The organism is Geodermatophilus normandii, assembly GCF_003182485.1.
GTDB classification, from domain to species: Bacteria; Actinomycetota; Actinomycetes; order Mycobacteriales; family Geodermatophilaceae; genus Geodermatophilus; species Geodermatophilus normandii.
The window spans coordinates 4,068,481-4,085,856 of the sequence record NZ_QGTX01000001.1 but is presented as its reverse complement, the minus strand read 5'-3'; the positions used below and the strand labels follow the sequence as shown (position 1 = coordinate 4,085,856).

Annotated in this window: 14 protein-coding genes; 4 read left to right on the top strand and 10 right to left on the bottom strand. The window is 76.2% G+C overall.

The window, feature by feature from the left end; translation table 11 throughout:
• The first annotated feature begins 105 nt into the window (after window positions 1-105).
• Together JD79_RS19685 and JD79_RS19680 are read left to right on the top strand one after the other, a co-directional pair.
• Window positions 106-528 carry an RDD family protein gene (locus JD79_RS19685; RefSeq protein WP_110006884.1) on the top strand — a complete coding sequence of 141 codons (423 nt, stop codon included), beginning with the start codon at window positions 106-108 and terminating at the stop codon, window positions 526-528.
• Window positions 528-1,079: a GNAT family N-acetyltransferase gene (locus tag JD79_RS19680; protein WP_110006883.1), complete on the top strand. Its 552-nt coding sequence runs from the start codon at window positions 528-530 to the stop codon at window positions 1,077-1,079. Before JD79_RS19685 ends, JD79_RS19680 begins: the two co-directional genes overlap by 1 nt.
• Here JD79_RS19680 and JD79_RS19675 read toward each other — a convergent pair.
• The 4 genes from JD79_RS19675 to JD79_RS19660 all read right to left on the bottom strand — a co-directional run bounded on the left by JD79_RS19675 (window position 1,051) and on the right by JD79_RS19660 (window position 6,435).
• Window positions 1,051-1,911: a DUF4191 domain-containing protein gene (locus JD79_RS19675; protein WP_110006882.1), complete on the bottom strand. Its 861-nt coding sequence runs from the start codon at window positions 1,909-1,911 to the stop codon at window positions 1,051-1,053. The two genes, JD79_RS19680 and JD79_RS19675, sit on opposite strands and share 29 nt — an antisense overlap.
• Before the next feature lie 51 nt (window positions 1,912-1,962).
• The gene (gene lipA / locus JD79_RS19670) at window positions 1,963-2,937 is read right to left on the bottom strand and encodes a lipoyl synthase (RefSeq protein WP_110007901.1); all 975 of its coding nucleotides are present in this window, start codon (window positions 2,935-2,937) and stop codon (window positions 1,963-1,965) included.
• An 83-nt stretch (window positions 2,938-3,020) separates the two neighbouring features.
• Complete coding sequence (locus JD79_RS19665; RefSeq protein WP_110006881.1) at window positions 3,021-4,085, bottom strand: hypothetical protein; 1,065 nt, start codon at window positions 4,083-4,085, stop codon at window positions 3,021-3,023.
• Window positions 4,086-4,158: 73 nt separating this feature from the next.
• On the bottom strand, window positions 4,159-6,435 hold the full coding sequence (locus tag JD79_RS19660; protein WP_245900241.1) for a putative bifunctional diguanylate cyclase/phosphodiesterase: 2,277 nt from the start codon (window positions 6,433-6,435) through the stop codon (window positions 4,159-4,161).
• A 211-nt stretch (window positions 6,436-6,646) separates the two neighbouring features.
• Here JD79_RS19660 and leuS point away from each other — a divergent pair, with 211 nt between their 5' ends.
• Window positions 6,647-9,538 (top strand): leucine--tRNA ligase, encoded by a 2,892-nt coding sequence (gene leuS, locus JD79_RS19655; RefSeq protein WP_110006880.1) that lies wholly within the window; start codon window positions 6,647-6,649, stop codon window positions 9,536-9,538.
• 26 nt (window positions 9,539-9,564) lie between these two features.
• Here leuS and JD79_RS19650 read toward each other — a convergent pair whose 3' ends face one another.
• The 4 genes from JD79_RS19650 to JD79_RS19635 are packed head-to-tail and all read right to left on the bottom strand — an operon-like array spanning window position 9,565 to window position 12,632.
• Entirely contained in the window at window positions 9,565-9,948 is a 384-nt protein-coding gene (locus JD79_RS19650) for a PPOX class F420-dependent oxidoreductase (RefSeq protein WP_110006879.1), read from the bottom strand.
• An 8-nt stretch (window positions 9,949-9,956) separates the two neighbouring features.
• Window positions 9,957-10,616: a lipoyl(octanoyl) transferase LipB gene (gene lipB, locus JD79_RS19645; RefSeq protein ID WP_110006878.1), complete on the bottom strand. Its 660-nt coding sequence runs from the start codon at window positions 10,614-10,616 to the stop codon at window positions 9,957-9,959.
• Window positions 10,617-10,638: 22 nt separating this feature from the next.
• Window positions 10,639-11,373 (bottom strand): Type 1 glutamine amidotransferase-like domain-containing protein, encoded by a 735-nt coding sequence (locus JD79_RS19640; protein ID WP_110006877.1) that lies wholly within the window; start codon window positions 11,371-11,373, stop codon window positions 10,639-10,641.
• The gene (locus tag JD79_RS19635) at window positions 11,373-12,632 is read right to left on the bottom strand and encodes an NAD(P)/FAD-dependent oxidoreductase (RefSeq protein ID WP_110006876.1); all 1,260 of its coding nucleotides are present in this window, start codon (window positions 12,630-12,632) and stop codon (window positions 11,373-11,375) included. Before JD79_RS19635 ends, JD79_RS19640 begins: the two co-directional genes overlap by 1 nt.
• Window positions 12,633-12,908: 276 nt before the next feature.
• Between JD79_RS19635 and JD79_RS19630 the strand changes: the two genes are divergently transcribed.
• The gene (locus JD79_RS19630; protein WP_245900240.1) at window positions 12,909-14,399 is read left to right on the top strand and encodes a serine/threonine-protein kinase; all 1,491 of its coding nucleotides are present in this window, start codon (window positions 12,909-12,911) and stop codon (window positions 14,397-14,399) included.
• Between the two features lie 13 nt (window positions 14,400-14,412).
• Here the strand turns inward: JD79_RS19630 and JD79_RS19625 are convergent, their stop codons facing one another.
• Together JD79_RS19625 and sucB are read right to left on the bottom strand one after the other, a co-directional pair.
• Complete coding sequence (locus tag JD79_RS19625; protein ID WP_110006875.1) at window positions 14,413-15,324, bottom strand: TIGR01777 family oxidoreductase; 912 nt, start codon at window positions 15,322-15,324, stop codon at window positions 14,413-14,415.
• A 72-nt stretch (window positions 15,325-15,396) separates the two neighbouring features.
• Window positions 15,397-17,325 (bottom strand): 2-oxoglutarate dehydrogenase, E2 component, dihydrolipoamide succinyltransferase, encoded by a 1,929-nt coding sequence (gene sucB / locus JD79_RS19620; RefSeq protein WP_110006874.1) that lies wholly within the window; start codon window positions 17,323-17,325, stop codon window positions 15,397-15,399.
• Window positions 17,326-17,376 lie beyond the last annotated feature (51 nt).

Here is a 17,376-nt window from a genome sequence, read left to right as displayed (position 1 = left end):
GTCCCGTCTGTTTCGGCGCGGTAACAACGCTCTCGGCGTGTCGGGCCGGACGTCGTCGTCGCCGCTCGGACGGGCCCGCAGTGGGTGGGTCCTACGCTGGCGGACATGGTCGGGGACGCGCAGCAACCCTCTCAGGAGCGACGGCGGGGCGCCTCCCTGGGCCTGCCGTCGAGCGGCCCCGGATCGCTCGCGTCCTTCGGCACGCGGGTGCTCGCCTTCCTGGTCGACGCGTTCCTGTCCGCCGTCGTCGCGGGCTTCTTCACCGCGCCGGACCTGCCGGGCAACTGGAGCCTGCTGTCGTTCGCGGTGGTCTACGTCGTGTCGCTCGTGGTGGTCGGGCAGACCCCGGGCATGAAGGTGACCGGCCTGCGGCTGGCCCATCCGCGGCCGGCCGCCCGCCTGGCTCTCTGGCGCGCCGTCGTCCGCACCGGGCTGCTGATGCTGCTGGTGCCCGCGCTCGTGGTGGACGCCGACGGCCGCGGGCTGCACGACCGCCTCACCGACACCGCCGTCGTCCTCGACCGCTGATGATCGTGCGGCGCGAGCGGCCGGCCGACCACACGGGCGTCGACGCGCTCCACCGGGCGGCGTTCCTCACGGACGCCGAGGCCCGCCTCCTCGCCGGACTGCGGGAGGACGCCGGCTTCCTGCCGCACCTGTCGCTGGTCGCCGTCGACGGGGACGACGTCGTCGGACACGTCGTCGCCACCCGCGGCCGGATCGACCCGCCGGGCGTCGCCGCCCTCGGGCTGGGGCCGCTGGGCGTGCGGCCGGATCGGCAGGGGAGGGGCGTCGGGACCGTCCTGGTGCACGCCCTGGTCGCCGTCGCGGAGGCCGCGGGGGAGTCCCTCGTCGCGCTGCTCGGGGACCCGGCGTTCTACTCGCGCGCGGGCTTCGTCCGCGCCTCCGGGCTGGGCATCGAGCCGCCCGACCCGGCCTGGGGGGTCCACTTCCAGGCCCGCCGGCTGGCCGGTCCGGAGGTGCGCGGCACCTTCCGGTACGCCGCGCCCTTCGACCGCCTCCAGGGTCTCCCTGAAGGGAGGCCCTCCGTCAGCGGCGGCGGACCTGCCGCTGGCTGACCGTCATCTGCCGGCCGCCGGGCAGCGGACCGCCGGGGACCGGGGGACGCGGGCCGCCGAGGGCGGCCAGGCGACGGCCGAGGGTGTTGACCTCCCCGGCGGAGAGGTTGCGCGGCAGCTTCATCACGTGCGTGCTGAGCCTGCGCAGGGGCACCTGCCCCTCCTCGTCGCCGACGGTGATGTCGTAGATGGGGGTGTCGCCGACGACGCGGGCGATCCGCTTCTTCTCCTGTGCGAGCAGGCCGCGCACGCGGGCGGGGGAGCCCTCGGCGACCAGGATCACGCCGGGGCGGCCCAGCACCCGGTGCACCGAGTCCAGCTGCGCGGTCCCGGCGACGCCGGCCGACACCCGCCAGTCACCGCGCATGCCCTCGAGCACCCAGGCGGCGGCACCGGGCTGGCCCTCGACCTGGCGGTAGGCGGAGCCCTGCGCCCTGCGGCCGAACACGATCATCGCGGCCAGCAGGCCCAGGACGACCGCGATCGGCAGGAACAGGAACGGGGCGTCGAAGAGGATCGCCAGCAGCTCGACGAGACCGGCCACCGCCACGAAGGCGATGAGCATCAGCCACGGCAGCTTGGGGTCGTTCTTGCTGGTCAGCGTGTAGGCCTGCTTGATCAGGCGGGCCTGGTTGCCGACCTTCTTCAGCCGGCCGACCTTCGGCTGGCCGTCCTTGCCGGTCTTCGCGGGCTTGGCGGCCTTGCTCTTGCCGACCGCGGTGGCTCCAGCGCCCGAGGACCCGGCCCCCGAGGACCGGCCGCGTCCGGCGGCGGGGCCCCGCCCGGCGTTGCCGGCGGGAGCGGGGGAGTCTGTGGGCTTGCTGCGTGCCATGCCCCCAGGATAGGGGCGCGGTGCGGTGGTCCCGGGCAGCCCGCGGGCCGGTCAGCCCCGAGTGGTGAGCCCGCGGGCCTCGACGGCCTGCTGGTAGAGCCGCCCGGCGCGGTAGGAGCTGCGCACCAGCGGCCCGGCGAGGACGCCCGGGAAGCCGATCTCCTCCGCCTGCTGCTGGAAGCCGACGAACTCGTCGGGCTTGACCCAGCGGACGACGGGGTGGTGCCGCGGCGAGGGTCGCAGGTACTGGGTGATCGTCAGCAGGTCGCAGCCGGCCTCGTGCAGGGCCCGCATGGTCTCGACGACCTCGTGCGGCTCCTCGCCCATGCCGAGGATGAGGTTGGACTTGGTGACCAGCCCGGCCTCGCGGGCGGCGGTGATGACCGACAGGGACCGCTCGAAGCGGAAACCGGGCCGGATGCGCTTGAAGATCCGCGGCACCGTCTCGACGTTGTGCGCGAGGACCTCGGGCCGGGAGGAGAAGACCTCGGCGAGCTGCGCGGGGTCGGCGTTGAAGTCGGGGATGAGCAGCTCGACGCCGCACCCGGGGACGGCGGCGTGGATCTGGCGGACCGTCTCGGCGTAGAGCCACGCACCGCCGTCGGGCAGGTCGTCGCGGGCGACGCCGGTGACGGTGGCGTAGCGCAGCTGCATGGCCGCGACGCTCTCGGCAACGCGGCGGGGCTCGTCGGCGTCGAAGTCGGCGGGCTTGCCCGTGTCGATCTGGCAGAAGTCGCAGCGCCGGGTGCACTGGTCGCCACCGATGAGGAAGGTGGCCTCCCGGTCCTCCCAGCACTCGTAGATGTTGGGGCAGCCGGCCTCTTCGCAGACGGTGTGCAGGCCCTCGCGGCGGACCAGCGACTTGAGCTCGGTGTACTCCGGCCCGGTCTTGAGCCGGGTCTTGATCCACTCGGGCTTGCGCTCGATCGGGACCTGGCTGTTGCGCACCTCGAGGCGCAGGAGCCTGCGGCCCGCGGGACCGGTCGGGGACGGCTCGGAGGTACTGGTCGTCACCGTCTCGCTCATGATCCCCACGGTACCCCCGGACGCGGACCGCCCCCGCTGCCTCGGGAGGCGGCGGGGGCGGTCCGCGTCGAGTGCGGGTCGGTTCAGGCCTGGCCGGCCGCCGGACCGGCGGTCGGACCCTCCTGGGCGCCCCCGCCGCTGGTGAACGGCTCGGGAGCGGTCTGGGTGGGGTCGGTGGCGCCGGCGTTGTCGTCACCGGCGACGTTCTGGGCGTCGCGGATGCCCATGTCGGACTCGGCGGGAGCGGAGTCACCCGCGACGAACATCGCGTCGGAGACGGTCTTGCCGGACTGGTCGTTGCTCGGGGAGCTGGGCACGGGGTCCTCTCGGTAGCTCGGCACGGGCCCGTCACCGGCCGGGGCCGGCGTCCACGGGTCCTTCCTGCGGCGGAGGACCGAGAACGCGGCCGCACCGACCGCGAGTGCCACCAGCAGCCACGGCCAGCGCCGCGACCCCTGCTCGACAGTCACCGTCCGCCTCGCCTCCACGGCCTTCCTGGCGGTCTTCCGCTTGGCCTTCTTGCCCGCCTTCGTGGTCCCCGACACCAGTTCGGCGCGACGGTCCTGCAACTCGCCCAGGGCGGTGCCGACGCCGGCGACCAGGGTGCCGCGCGCGTTCTCCAGCGCGGGGACGATGGTGTCCCGGGCGGCGGCCACGCGGGGCGCGACGTCGCTGGCCAGCCTGCGGGTGGCGGCCGAGGCGGCCTCGACGCGCGGCGCGAGGTCGGCGGCGGCCCGGGCGGCCGCGGCACCGGCGGCGGTCAGCGCCGAGCTGACGGTGGGGGCGGCGGCCTCGCGGGCAGCGACGACGCGCGGGGTCAGCGCCACGACGGCGGCGTCGACCCGCTCGCGGGCGGCCTCGAGGACGGGGCCGGCGGCGTCGCGGGCGGCGTCCACCCGCGGCGTCAGGGCCTCCCGGGCGGAGGCGACGGCGGGCGCGGCCACGGCGACGGCGGCGGCCACCTTCGGGGCGACCGCCACACGGGCGGCGTCGAGCACCGGTCCGGCCGCCTCGAACGCGGCGTCTATCCGCGGGCCGAGCTGCTCCGCGGCGGCGCGGCCGGCCTCGGTGACGGCGGCGCCGAGGTGGTTCAGCCCCTCCTGGAGCTCGGCCTGGATGACCTGGCCGCGGGACTGTGTGCGGAACACGGGATGCACCTCCGGGTTGATCGACTCCGGCCATCCTGCCCGCTCGGGCTGGGCGGCACACCCCGGCGGGTGCTCAGGCGAAGCGGACCAGCCCGGTGCGCCGGGCCGACAACCAGTGCAGGAGGTCCCCGACCGGCATCGGGCGGGCGATGGCGTAGCCCTGCGCGACGTCGCAGCCCAGCGCCGCCAGCCGGCGGGCGGTGACGACGTCCTCGACGCCCTCGGCCACCAGGCTCAGGCCGAGGTCGTGGGCCAGCGCGACGGTGTGCCGGACGATCGCCGCGGCCCGCTCGTCGACGTCGACGTCGGCGGTGAGGCTGCGGTCGAGCTTGAGCTCGTCGGCGGGCAGCCGGCGCAGGTAGGCCAGCGAGCTGTAGCCGGTGCCGTAGTCGTCGATGGAGGTGCGCACGCCGAGGCGGCGCAGCTCGCCGAGCACGGACCGGCCTCGCTCCGGATCGGCCATGAGGGTGTCCTCGACCAGCTCCAGGGTGAGCGCCGCGGCCGGCAGCCCGCGCCGGGCGAGCTTCGCGGCGACCTTGCCGGGCAGGTCGATGTCGGCGACGTTGGCGGCCGACAGGTTCACCGACACCGGCACCCGGTGCTCGTCCCACCACTGCGCCACCGCGTCGAGCGAGCGCTCGAGCACGGTGTCGGTGAGCGGGCGCAGCAGGCCGGCCTGCTCGGCGGCGGGCAGCACGTGCGCGGGGGAGAGCAGCCCGCGCTCGGGGTGGTGCCACCGCAGCAGCGCCTCGACGCCGACGACGCGGCCGTCGTCCATGGCGACCTGCGGCTGCAGGTGGACGTCGAGCTGGTCGGCGACCAGGGCGGTGCGCAGCTCCTCCATCGTGCGCAGCCGCTCCCCGGAGCCGCTGTTCGGGTCGGGGACGTAGACGTGCACGCCGGTGCGCTCGGTCTTCGCGGCGTACATGGCGACGTCGGCGCAGCGCAGCAGCTCCTGGACGTCGTCGGCCGGGACCGGTGCGGTCGAGACGCCGATGCTGACGCCGACGTGCAGCCGGATGCCGTCGACCTCGAAGGGCTGCCGCAGCAGGTCGTGCACGGCGCCGGCGCGCCCGGCGGCGGTGTCGAGGTCGACGTGGGGCAGCAGGACGGCGAACTCGTCGCCGCCGAGCCGGGCGAGCACCTCGCCGGGGCGCAGCGCGGGGGCCAGCCGCGGGCCGACCTGGCACAGCAGCTCGTCGCCGGCGCCGTGCCCGAGGCTGTCGTTGACCTCCTTGAAGCCGTCGAGGTCCAGCAGCAGCAGGGCCGCGGGGGAGGCGGTGCTCGCCCCGGCGACGACGGTCCGGGCGTGCTCGAGCAGGGCGCGGCGGTTGGGCAGCCCGGTGAGCTCGTCGGTGCGCGCCTCCTGCCGGACCGCCGTGAAGGACCGGACCTCGCGGAAGGTGACCGCGGTGCGCGCCAGCGCGGCCAGGACGCAGCCGACGGCCAGCCAGCCGGCGGTGTCGGGGAGGTCGTCGCCGTAGCCGGCGGCGAGCACGACGAGGGCGGCGAGCGTGCCGGCGAGGGGCAGCGCGACGAGCCGCCAGGTGATGCGCACGCCCTCCTGGCCGTCGGGGGGCCGCGGGTCGCCGGTGGTGCGCCGCGCGGCGAGGGCGGTGAGCAGGATGCCGGCCTGCCACAGCAGCTCCAGCGGACCGCCGTCGGCGTAGCGGCCCTCGGCGCTCAGGGCGAACAGGGCGACGTCGGCGACGCAGAACAGCGCGATCCCCCCGGCGACGCAGAGCAGGGTGCGGTCCAGGTGCACGCCGAGGATGGCGCTGACGCCGACCAGCAGGGAGAGCAGCAGGACGTCGGCGCCGGGCCAGGCGAGCTGGGCGACCGACACGTGGCCGCCGTCGGTGAGGTAGGGGCCGAGCAGGAAGCCCGTGCCGACCGCCGTGGTGCCGAGGGCGCCGACGACGCCGTCGAGCCACATGCTGGGCAGGAACCGGGGCACGCGGGCGCGGATGAGGACGAACAGCGCCACGTAGAGGCTGGCGTAGGCGATCGCGACGCAGGTGTCGGCCACCGGCGCCGGCGTGGTGCCCGCCTGGCCGGTCTCGACGATGCGGGCGACGTTGCCGGCGGCACCGGCGACCAGCGTGGTGGCCAGCGCCCGCCAGGCCAGTGCCTCGCGGGGCGCCCGGCGGGCGGTCAGCCAGCACGCCGTGCCGGCGGCCAGCCAGGACAGGTGGTAGAGGACGACGTCGTAGAGGACGTCCCACGCCGCGCCGGACGGGCGCGGGCCGACGCCCGTGGCGAAGGCGGCCACGCCGAGCACCGCGACCGCCACGAGGAGGTCGCGGGGATCGGTCCCCGCACGCCGGGGGGACAGCGGACCGCGTCGCACGGATCCGACAACGGCAGATGGGGCCCCGGAGTGCAGTCCGACGCCCGTGACCGACCCCTCCGGGTGAGTCGCCGGGCGCTAGACTCGCGGTGTGACCGGCGGACGGCTGCTTCTGCGGCCGTGCTGACCTGACCTCTCAGGCAGCACGGCGACCCCTCCTGCGCGAGGGGTCTTTTCATGTCCGCCGACGGATGACCCCGGGAGCACCGCGATGAGCCAGACGGCCAGCCAGCCCACGACCGAGCCGGCCGAGGAGGGCGTCCCCCCGCACCGCTACACCCCGGCCCTGGCCCAGCGGATCGAGCTGGAGTGGCAGGACCGGTGGGAGCGGGAGGGGACGTTCCACACGCCCAACCCCGTGGGGCGGCTCTCGGCGGGCTTCGACCGGGTCGCCGACCGTCCCAAGGCCTTCCTCATGGACATGTTCCCGTACCCCTCGGGTGCGGGCCTGCACGTCGGGCACCCCCTGGGGTACCTGGGCACCGACGTCACCAGCCGGTTCCGCCGCATGGACGGCGACAACGTGCTGCACCCGATGGGCTACGACGCCTTCGGCCTGCCCGCCGAGCAGTACGCGGTGCAGACCGGCCAGCACCCGCGGATCACCACCGAGGCCAACATCGCGGCGATCCGGGCGCAGCTGCGCCGCCTGGGGGTCGACCACGACGAGCGGCGCACCTTCGCCACGATCGACCCGGGCTACTACCGGTGGACCCAGTGGATCTTCCTGAAGATCTTCGGCGCCTGGTTCGACGAGGAGGCCGGCAGGGCCCGCCCGGTCGAGGAGCTGGTGGCCGAGCTGGACGCCGGCACCCGCGAGCCCGCGCCCGGCACCAACCCGTCGGGGCGGCCGTGGGCGGAGCTGTCCGACGTCGACAAGCGGAAGGTCGTCGACGACCACCGGCTGGCCTACCTCCACGAGGCGCCGGTCAACTGGTGCCCGGGCCTGGGCACGGTGCTCTCCAACGAGGAGGTCACCCCCGACGGCCGCTCCGAGCGCGGCAACTTCCCGGTGTTCCGGCGCCCGCTGACCCAGTGGATGATGCGGATCACCGCCTACGCCGAGCGGCTGCTGGCCGACCTCGACCGGCTGGACTGGTCGGACTCGGTCAAGCAGATGCAGCGCAACTGGATCGGCCGCTCGACCGGCGCCCGCATCCGCTTCGCGGCCGGGGAGCGGACCATCGAGGTCTTCACCACCCGCCCGGACACGCTGTTCGGCGCCACGTACGTGGTGCTGGCGCCCGAGCACCCGCTGGTCGCGGAGCTGACCGCCGACGCGTGGCCCGACGGCACCGACCCCCGGTGGACCATCGGCGCGGCGACCCCGCGCGAGGCCGTGGAGGCCTACCAGCGGCAGGCCTCCCGGCGCTCGGAGCTCGACCGGCAGAACGAGAGCCGCGAGAAGACCGGCGTGTGGCTGGGTGTCACCGCCACCAACCCGGTCACCGGCGGAGAGCTGCCGGTCTTCATCGCCGACTACGTGCTGACCGGCTACGGGACCGGCGCGATCATGGCCGTCCCCGGCGAGGACACCCGCGACTGGGAGTTCGCCGAGGCGTTCGGCCTGCCGGTGGTGCGCACGGTGCAGCCGCCCGCCGACTTCGACGGCGGCGCGTACACCGGCAGCGGCGCGATGATCAACTCGTCGAACGAGCGGGTGTCGCTGGACGGGCTGACCGACAAGGCCGCCGCCATCGCCACGATGACCGACTGGCTGGTGGCCTCCGGGCACGGCGAGGCGACGACCACCTACAAGCTGCGCGACTGGCTGTTCAGCCGGCAGCGCTACTGGGGCGAGCCGTTCCCGGTCGTCTACGACGCCGACGGCCTGCCGCGCGCGGTGCCCGAGTCGCTGCTGCCGGTGCTGCTGCCCGACGTCGACGACTACTCGCCGAAGACCTTCGCCGACGACGACGCCACGTCGGTGCCCGAGCCGCCGCTGTCGCGGGTGAGCGAGTGGACGACCGTCGAGCTCGACCTGGGCGACGGCGTGAAGCCCTACCGCCGCGAGACCAACACGATGCCCAACTGGGCGGGCTCCTGCTGGTACTACCTGCGCTACCTGGACCCGGGTGACGACGCGCAGATGGTCGACCCGGAGCTGGAGCGCTACTGGCTGGGCCCGCGCGCGCCCGGCGACGTCGGCGGGGTGGACCTCTACGTCGGCGGCATGGAGCACGCGGTCCTGCACCTGCTCTACGCCCGGTTCTGGCACAAGGTGCTGCACGACCTGGGCTACGTCTCCAGCGAGGAGCCGTTCCGGCGGCTGGTCAACCAGGGCTACATCTCGGCCTACGCCTACACCGACGAGCGCGGCTTCTACGTGCCCGCCGCCGAGGTGGTCGAGGAGGACGGGCGGTTCTTCTTCGAGGGCAAGCCGGTCACCCGCGAGTACGGGAAGATCGGCAAGTCCCTGAAGAACATGGTCACGCCCGACGAGATGATCGGCGCGTACGGCGCGGACACGTTCCGGGTGTACGAGATGTCGACCGGGCCTCTGGAGCAGTCCCGGCCGTGGGACACCAAGGCCGTGGTCGGGTCGCAGCGGCTGCTGCAGCGGATCTGGCGCGTCGTCGTCGACGAGCAGACCGGCGCGGTCCGGGCCGACGACGCCACCCCCTCCGACGACGTGCTGCGGGCGCTGCACAAGGCCGTCGCCGGGGTGCGCGACGGCATGGCGACGCTGCGGTTCAACGTGGCCATCGCCCGGATCGCGGAGCTGACCAACGCGCTGACCGCGGCCTACGGCGCCGACGCGCCCGTGCCGCGGTCGGTGGCCGAGCCGCTGGTGCTGCTGGTGGCGCCGCTGGCCCCGCACCTGGCCGAGGAGCTGTGGGCGCGGCTGGGTCACTCCGACTCGGTCGCCTGGGCGCCGTTCCCGGTGGCCGACGAGCAGTGGCTGCTCGAGGACACCGTGCAGGTCGCCGTCCAGGTCAACGGCAAGGTGCGCGCGCAGGTGACCGTGCCGACCGACGCCGACGCCGCGGCGCTGGAGGCGGCGGCGCGGGAGGACGAGCGGGTCGCCGCGCAGCTGGCCGGGAAGACGGTCCGGCGCGTCGTCGCGGTGCCCGGGCGGCTGGTCAACTTCGTCGTCGGCTGAGGCGCCGTCCCTCCTGGCCTCGTCGGTCAGGAGGGACGGATGCGCAGGATCTCGTGCCGCTCGGTGCCCGGCCTCGTCAGGCGGGCCCACAGCCGCGAGGTGACGTACCCGGCCTGGAAGCGCCAGCCGTAGGTGCGGCGGAGTGCCGCGAGCGCCCGCGGCCGGTCGGCGCGGTCGACGAACCCGGCGGTGGCCTCGACGGCGGGACCGCGCACCCGCCCGCGGACGTCGCAGGGCGCCACGGTGACCCGCGGGGTGTGCCGCAGCCGCTTGACCTTCCCGGAGTCGGCGCGGGTCCACACCACCAGGTCCTCGCCGTCGGGCGCGGCCCACACCGGCGTGGACACCGGCTGCCCGGTGCGGCGGAAGGTGGTCAGGCTGACGTAGGTGCTGTGCGGCAGGCCGGGCACGGTGCGGGTCAGACCGCCGGGGTGAGGGTGAGCACCCGGCGCATCGCGGCCTCGACCGCGTCGAGCACCTCGGCGACGGGGACGTCGCGGCCCAGCTCGGCCGACAGCGAGGTGACCCCGGCATCGGCGATGCCGCAGGGCACGATCGCGCCGAACGCCCCGAGGTCGGGATCGCAGTTGAGCGCGAAGCCGTGCATGGTCACGCCGCGGGCGACGCGCACGCCGATGGCGGCGATCTTGCGCTCCGGCCGGAACCGGCTGTCCGGGCCGGGGGCGTCGGCGGGCAGCCACACCCCGCTGCGGCCGTCGACGCGCACGGTCTCCACGCCGAGGGAGCCGCACACCTGCATGAGCGCGTCCTCGAGCCGGCGCACGTGCGCGACGACGTCGACCGGGTCGGGCAGCGCGACGATCGGGTAGCCGACCAGCTGACCGGGCCCGTGCCAGGTGATCTTGCCGCCGCGGTCGACGTCGACGACGGGCGTGCCGTCGAACGGGCGCTCGTGCGGCTCCGTGCGCCGGCCCGCCGTGTAGACCGACGGGTGCTCGAGCAGCAGCAGGGTGTCCGGCCCCTCACCGGCGACCCGGGCGGCGTGGATCTCCCGCTGGCGCGCCCACGCCTCCTCGTAGGGGACGGTGCCGGCCCGGACGACGCGCAACTCGGTCACGGTCCCCAGCCTAGGCCGGTCCTCAGCGCAGCCGCCGGGGCTCGATGCGGGTCTCGACGGCGGTGCCGTCGGGACCGCGCTCGACCCGGTAGGCCGCCTTGCCGGGCCGGTCGGCGACCACCTCGGCCAGCGCGGTGCCGCGGTAGACCAGACCCACGCCGTCGTCGGTGGCGTGCCCGGCCGGCAGCGTCCCGTCGGCGACCAGGCGCTGGTAGAGCGGCCGGCGCTGCTCCTCGGAGTCGTGGTGCACGCCGTTGGAGGTCGGGATCAGCCCCAGGCCGTCGGTGACCGGCCGCAGGTCGGGGCCGTAGGAGTCGGTGGTGCCGCCGACGTGCCAGCACAGCGAGCCCGCCGACACCCCACCGAGCACCACCCCGGCGCGCCAGCACTCGGCCAGCACCTCGTCGAGGCCGTGCACGCGCCAGACGGCGAGCAGGTTGGCGACGCTGCCGCCGCCGACCCAGATGACGTCCTGGGCGAGCAGGTGCGCCCGCACGTCGGGGACGGTCGGCATCGGGAACAGGCTCAGGTGGCTGACCCGCACGCGGCTGCCGGCGAACGCGCCGTAGACCCCGGCGATGCGGGCGGGGTCGTCCCCGGTGGCGGTCCCGAGGTGGCACAGCCGGGGCTGCTCGGGCGCCCCGGCGAGCTCGGCGGCCAGGTCGAACACCGGGCCCGGAGCCCAGTCGTAGGGGCCGCGGCCGCGGGAGTCGAAGCCGATGCTGGTGGCCAGGATCGTCGGCGAGGTCGCGGGCATCAGGCGGCCCCCGGCCGGTCGTCGCGCCGGGCAGGGGACCGCAGCGCCCGCAGCACCGCCGCCGCGGTGCGCCGGCCGCTGGCCATGGCGCCCTGGATCGACGGGGTGTCCCGGTGGTCCCCGCAGACGTAGAGGCCGCCGCCGAGGTCGACCGGACGTCGATGCCGGAGCGGGGGCAGCGCGGCCGGCTGCGCGCCGGTCACGGTCACCGTGGTCAGGTGCTCGAGGTCGCCCGCCGCGACGTCGTGCAGCCGGGCCACCTCGTCGCGCACCTCCGCCGCCCGGGTCGGGGCGAGCGTGCTGCTGGCGACCAGGGCGCGGCCGTCGGGGGAGTAGGCCGGCTGCGCGTCGCTGAGCACCACGCTGTTGACCAGCTGCCCGTCCGGCGTCCCGAGGACGATGAGCGGCTCGGTCCAGGGCGAGGCCGGCAGCACGTGGTAGTGCGTCGTCACCTGCCGGGGAGCGGCGGCCTCGACGGCCGGGACGAGGCCGGCGGCGGTGCCGGGATCGGTGGCCACGACGACGGCGTCGGCGCGCACCCGGCCGGCGTCGCTGTCGACCGAGGTCCCGGACGCCGCGGTGACGCGCACGCCGTGGTGGACGCGTTCCTCGCCGACCCGTGCGGCCAGTTGCTCGCCGATGGCCTGGATGCCCCGCGCCGGTAGCGCCGTCCCGCCGCGGGCGAAGCTGCGCCAGAGCAGGTCGAGGTAACGGCTGGAGGTCTCGAGCCGGTCCTCGAGCAGCACGCCGGCGAGGAACGGGCCGAAGAAGCGCTGCAGCGCCACCTCCCCGACGCCGGCCCGCCGCAGGTGGACCGCGGCCGAGGTCTCGCGGGCGGCCAGCAACCGGGAGACCGGCCAGTAGCCCGCCCGTGCCGAGAAGGCGGCGATGGCGACCTTGTGCCGCAGGGAGCCCAGCGGCGCGCGCAGGGTGTCGGCCAGCGCCGACGGCCGCCGGCGGGGGTCGGCCACCCGGTGCGCCCGGTCCCCGACCCGCACCACGGCTCCCGGGGTGAAGAAGCCGAGGTCGAGGGCGGGCAGGTCGAGGTCGGCGGCGCGGGGGTAGCCGGTGTTGAACACCTGGAAGCCCCGGTCGACCACGAAGCCGTCCACCCGCTCGGTGGCCAGCCGCCCACCCGCGTGCGCGGCGGCCTCCAGGACGTGCACGTCACAGCCCGCCGCGACCAGCCGGGTGGCCACCGACAGCCCGGCCAGACCCGCCCCCACGACGACGACCTCGGCACGGGCGGGCAGCGGCATGGCTCCGAACCTAGGGGCAGGCGGCCACGCCCACCCGTCCGGGACCTGGCCTGTGGACGACTCCCGGGCCTGTGGACGAACGGGACACCGACGGGGCCCGTCCGCCTACGGTCCCCGCCGTGCCTGCTTCTCCCGACCCCGGTGACGCGCCGCCGGATGCCTCCTCCGGCGCTGCCCCGCAGCCCCCGCCGTGCCCGGCTACCGGCTCGAGCGGTTGCTCGGCCGCGGGGGTCCGGCGAGGTCTGGCGGGCCCTGCCGCGGGACGGCGGCCCTCCGGTGGCCGTCAAGCTGCTCGTCGCCGGGGACGGCGAGCGGCAGGCGCGCGAGGCGGCGCTCCTCGGTGCCCTCGACCACCCGCACCTCGTCCGGCTGCACGAGGTGGTGCACCAGCCCCGGCGCGGCGGCCCCGCCCGCGTCGCCCTCGTGCTCGACCTGCTCGAGGGCGGCAGCCTGGCGGCGCTGCTGGCCCGGCGGAGGCGACTGCGTCCCGGGGAGGTGGTGACCGCGCTGGCCCCGGTGGCCGCGGCCCTGGCGTGCGCGCACGAGCAGGGCGTCGTCCACGGCGACCTGTCCCCGGGCAACGTGGTGTTCACCGCCGAGGGCCGGCCGGTGCTCACCGACCTCGGCGTCGCGCGGGTGCTGGGCGAGGACGCCGCCGGCGAGGTGACGCCCGCCTACGTCGACCCCGCTGTCGCCCGCGGCGGTGCACCGGGCCCGGCCTCCGACGTGTTCGGCGTCGCGGCGGCGGCCTTCCACGCGCTGACCGGCGTCCCGCCGTGGAACGCCGCGACGCCTGCCGACACGCTCGCCGTCGCCGCGACCGGCGAACTGCCCGACCTGGCCGAGCTGGCCCCCGGCACGCCACCGGCCCTGCTGGACGTGGTCGCCCGCGGCCTGGCGGTCGATCCGCATGCGCGGGGGTCGGCCGCGGCGTTCGCCCTGGACCTGCGGCACGCCTGCCGGCCCGAACCGGTGCGGCTGCCCACCTCGGGGGTCCCCGACGCCGACCTGGCCCGGACCGGCCGGGGGCCGCGGACGGAGCTCACCCACCGGGTGCCTGCGCGACACCGCCGCGAGGCACCCCCGGAGGTGCGGACACGGCGCGACCGGTCGTGGGGAGCGGCCGGGCTCCTGGCCCGCCGGGCCGCCGCCGGGATCGCGGTCACGGCCCTGGTGCTCGGCGCGGTGGCGCTCGGGCTGGCGCTGACGCGCTCGGGGCCGGGTGGGGGAGCCGCCCCGGCGGCAGCGGACAGGGCCGCTGCGACCCCACCCCCGGCGTCCTCCGCGCCGCCCGCCCCACCCCCGGCGTCCTCCGCGCCGCCCGCCCCACCCCCGGCGTCCTCCGCGCCGCCCGCCGCGCCGCCCACCGCGGCCGACTGGACCGCCGTCCTCACGGAGCTCTACGCGCGCCGCGCGCGGGCCTTCGCGACCGGGGACGCCGCACTGCTCGAGCAGGTCCACGCGGCCGGTAGTCCGCTGCTGGCCGCCGACCGCGCGTACCTGCAGGCCCTCGGCGCTGCCGGTGAGGTGCTGCGCGGCTTCGCCCCGTCGGTGTCCGGGGTGACGGTGACGGCCGGGCCGGCTCCTGACGGGGCGGTGCAGGTGCGCCTGGTCGACAGCAGGCCGGACTGCGAGGTGGTGCCCGCCTCGGCTCCTGACGGCCCGCCGCTGCGCACCGAACCCGGCCGCGGCGAGGTCGCGGTCGCGATGGTCCTGGTGCCCGGGCCCGACGGCTGGCGGATCGGGAGCGCGGGGCGGCTGGCGTGAGGCCGCGGCGGGGTCAGCCGCGGCCGAGCGCCTCCTGCAGGGCGGAGGGGAGGTCCGCGTGACGGAACCGGTAGCCGGCGGCCTTCAGCCGCGCCGGGACGGCCCGCTGTCCGGCCAGGACGCTGGAGCGCCCGAACTCGCCGAGCGCCAGCCGGATCGCCGGACCCGGCACGGGCAGGACGGCCGGACGCCGGACGGCGCGGGCCAGCTCGCGCACGAACTCGCTGTTGCGCACCGGCTCGGGCCCGGTCAGGTTCACCGGGCCGGCCACGTCCTCGGCGGTCAGCAGGAACCGGAGGGCGCCGATCTCGTCGGCCAGGCTCACCCAGGGCCAGAACTGCCGCCCCGACCCCATGCGGCCACCGAGGCCGAGCCGGAAGACCGTGCCGAGGATCCGCACCAGCATCGCGCCCCGTCCGATGACCAGGCCGGTGCGCACGGTGACCACCCGGACCCCGGCGTCGGAGGCGGGCCGGGTGGCCGCCTCCCACTGGACGCAGACCCTGGCCAGGAAGTCGTCCCCGGGCGGGGCGTCCTCCTCCACGACCCGGTCGCCCGTGTCGCCGTAGTAGCCGACCGCCGACGCCGACACGAGCACCCGCCGGCGCGAGGGGTCCTCGGCCGCAGCGGCGGCGAGGGCCTCGCTGATCGTGGTCGTGCTGTCCACCCGGCTGGTCAGCACGTCGCGGCGGTAGGTCTCGGTGAAGGGCCGCGGCCGGATCGGTGTGCCGGCGAGGTTCACCACCGCGTCGACGTCGAGCAGCAGCGTCGGGTCGACCCGCCGGTGCTGGGGGTCCCAGCGGTGCTCGTCGGCGGTGCGGGGGGTGCGGCGGACCAGCCGGATCACCTCGTGCCCGTCGGCGCGCAGCGCCGGCACCAGCGTCGACCCGATGAGGCCGGAGGCCCCCGTGACCGCGATCTTCATGACCCTCCTCGTCCCCCTGCCCTGTACGACGTCGGGCCCCGGCGCGCGCGCCGGGGCCCGACCGGGGGGACGTCAGCTCAAGCCGAGTTCACCCTCGAACTGCCCGGCCTCGAGCCGCTCCTTCACCGTGCCGAGGAAGCGCGCGGCGTCGGCGCCGTCGACGATCCGGTGGTCGTAGGTGAGGGCCAGGTACACCATCGACCGCACCGCGATGACCTCGCCGAGGTCGGGGTCCTGGACGACGACCGGCCGCTTGACCACCGTGCCGGTGCCGAGGATCGCCACCTGCGGCTGGTTGATGATCGGGGTGTCGAACAGGGCGCCGCGGCTGCCGGTGTTGGTCAGCGTGAACGTGCCGCCACCGAGTTCGTCCGGCGTCACCTTGTTCAGCCGGGTCCGCTCCGCCAGGTCGGAGATCTTGCGGGCCAGCCCGCCGATGCTCAGGTCACCGGCGCCGTGGATGACCGGCACGAGCAGGCCGCGCTCGGTGTCCACGGCGACGCCGAGGTTCTCCGCGTCGTGGTAGGTGACCGTGCCGGCCTCCATGTCCACCGAGGAGTTCACGGCCGGGTGGGCCTTGAGCGCCTCGACGGCCGCCTTGGCGAAGAACGGCAGGAAGGACAGCTTCACGCCCTCGCGGGCCTCGAAGTCCCGCTTGGCCCGGTCGCGCAGCTTGGCGATCCGGGTGACGTCGACCTCGACCACGGTGGTCAGCTGCGCGCTGATCGCCAGGGACTCGACCATCCGCCGGGCGATCACCCCGCGCAGGCGGGACATCTTCTCCGTGCGACCGCGCAGCGACGTGTCGGGCTGGGCCGCCGGCGACGGCGTCGCGGAACGGCCGGCGGTCGCCGCCGGTGCGGGGGCGGCGGCCGGTGCCGGAGCGGCGGCCGGCGCGGCGGACTCGGCGGCGGCGAGGACGTCCTGCTTCCGGATCCGCCCGCCGACCCCGGTGCCGGTGACGCTGGCGAGGTCCACGCCGTGCTCGGCGGCCAGCCGGCGCACCAGCGGCGTCACGTAGGTGCCGGAGCCGTCGGCCGGCGCGGCACCCGGGGCCTGTGCCGGGGCCTGTGCCGGGGCCGACGCCTGGGCCGGCGCCTGCGCCCGCGAGGGCTGGGAGGGCTGGTTGCTCTGCTGCGCCCGGACGGTCTCGGCCTCACCGGAGCCGTAGTCGGCGCCCGCGGGCACCGACGGCGGCGCGCCCGGCGGCTGCGCCGCCGGCTGCTGCTCCTGGCGCGGGGCCGGAGCCGGCGCGGGGGCAGCAGCGGGCTCGGGAGCCGGGGCCTCCTGCTGGGCTGCGGGCGCCGGAGCGGGCGCGCCGCCGCCGGCCGCCCCGGAGCCGATCACGGCCAGCTGCGCGCCGACCTCGACCGTCTCGTCCTCGTTGACGCTGATCGACAGCAGCGTCCCCGACACCGGCGCCGGGATCTCGGTGTCGACCTTGTCGGTCGAGACCTCCAGCAGCGGCTCGTCCGCGGTGACCTCGTCCCCGACCGCCTTGAGCCAGCGGGTGACGGTGCCCTCGGTGACGCTCTCACCGAGCGCCGGCATGGTCACCGGCGTGCCCTCGCCACCACCCTGGCCGCCGCCCTGCCCGCCGTCCTGGCTGCCGTCCTGGCCGCCGGCGGAGGGAGCCTCGGCCGCCGGCGCGGGCGCCGGCTCCTCGGACGGGCCGGGGCCGGCGTCCTCCACCTGGTCGGCCGGCGTCTGCGGGAGGGTGGCGTCGTCGGCCGACGCGGGCGCGCCCGCGTCCCCGCCGTCGCCGTCCCCGCCGATCACCGCGAGCTCGGCGCCGACCTCGACGGTCTCGTCCTCGGACACGAGGATCCTGGTCAGGACACCCGCAGCGGGCGAGGGGATCTCGGTGTCGACCTTGTCGGTCGAGACCTCGAGGAGCGGCTCGTCGACCTCGACCTGCTCACCCTCCTGCTTCAACCATCGGGTGACCGTGCCCTCGGTGACGCTCTCGCCCAGGGCGGGCATGGTGACGGAGGTCGGCATCGGGGCGGGGCTCCTTCGTGGCGGCGCGGGTGGGGGAGGGCGGACCGGACG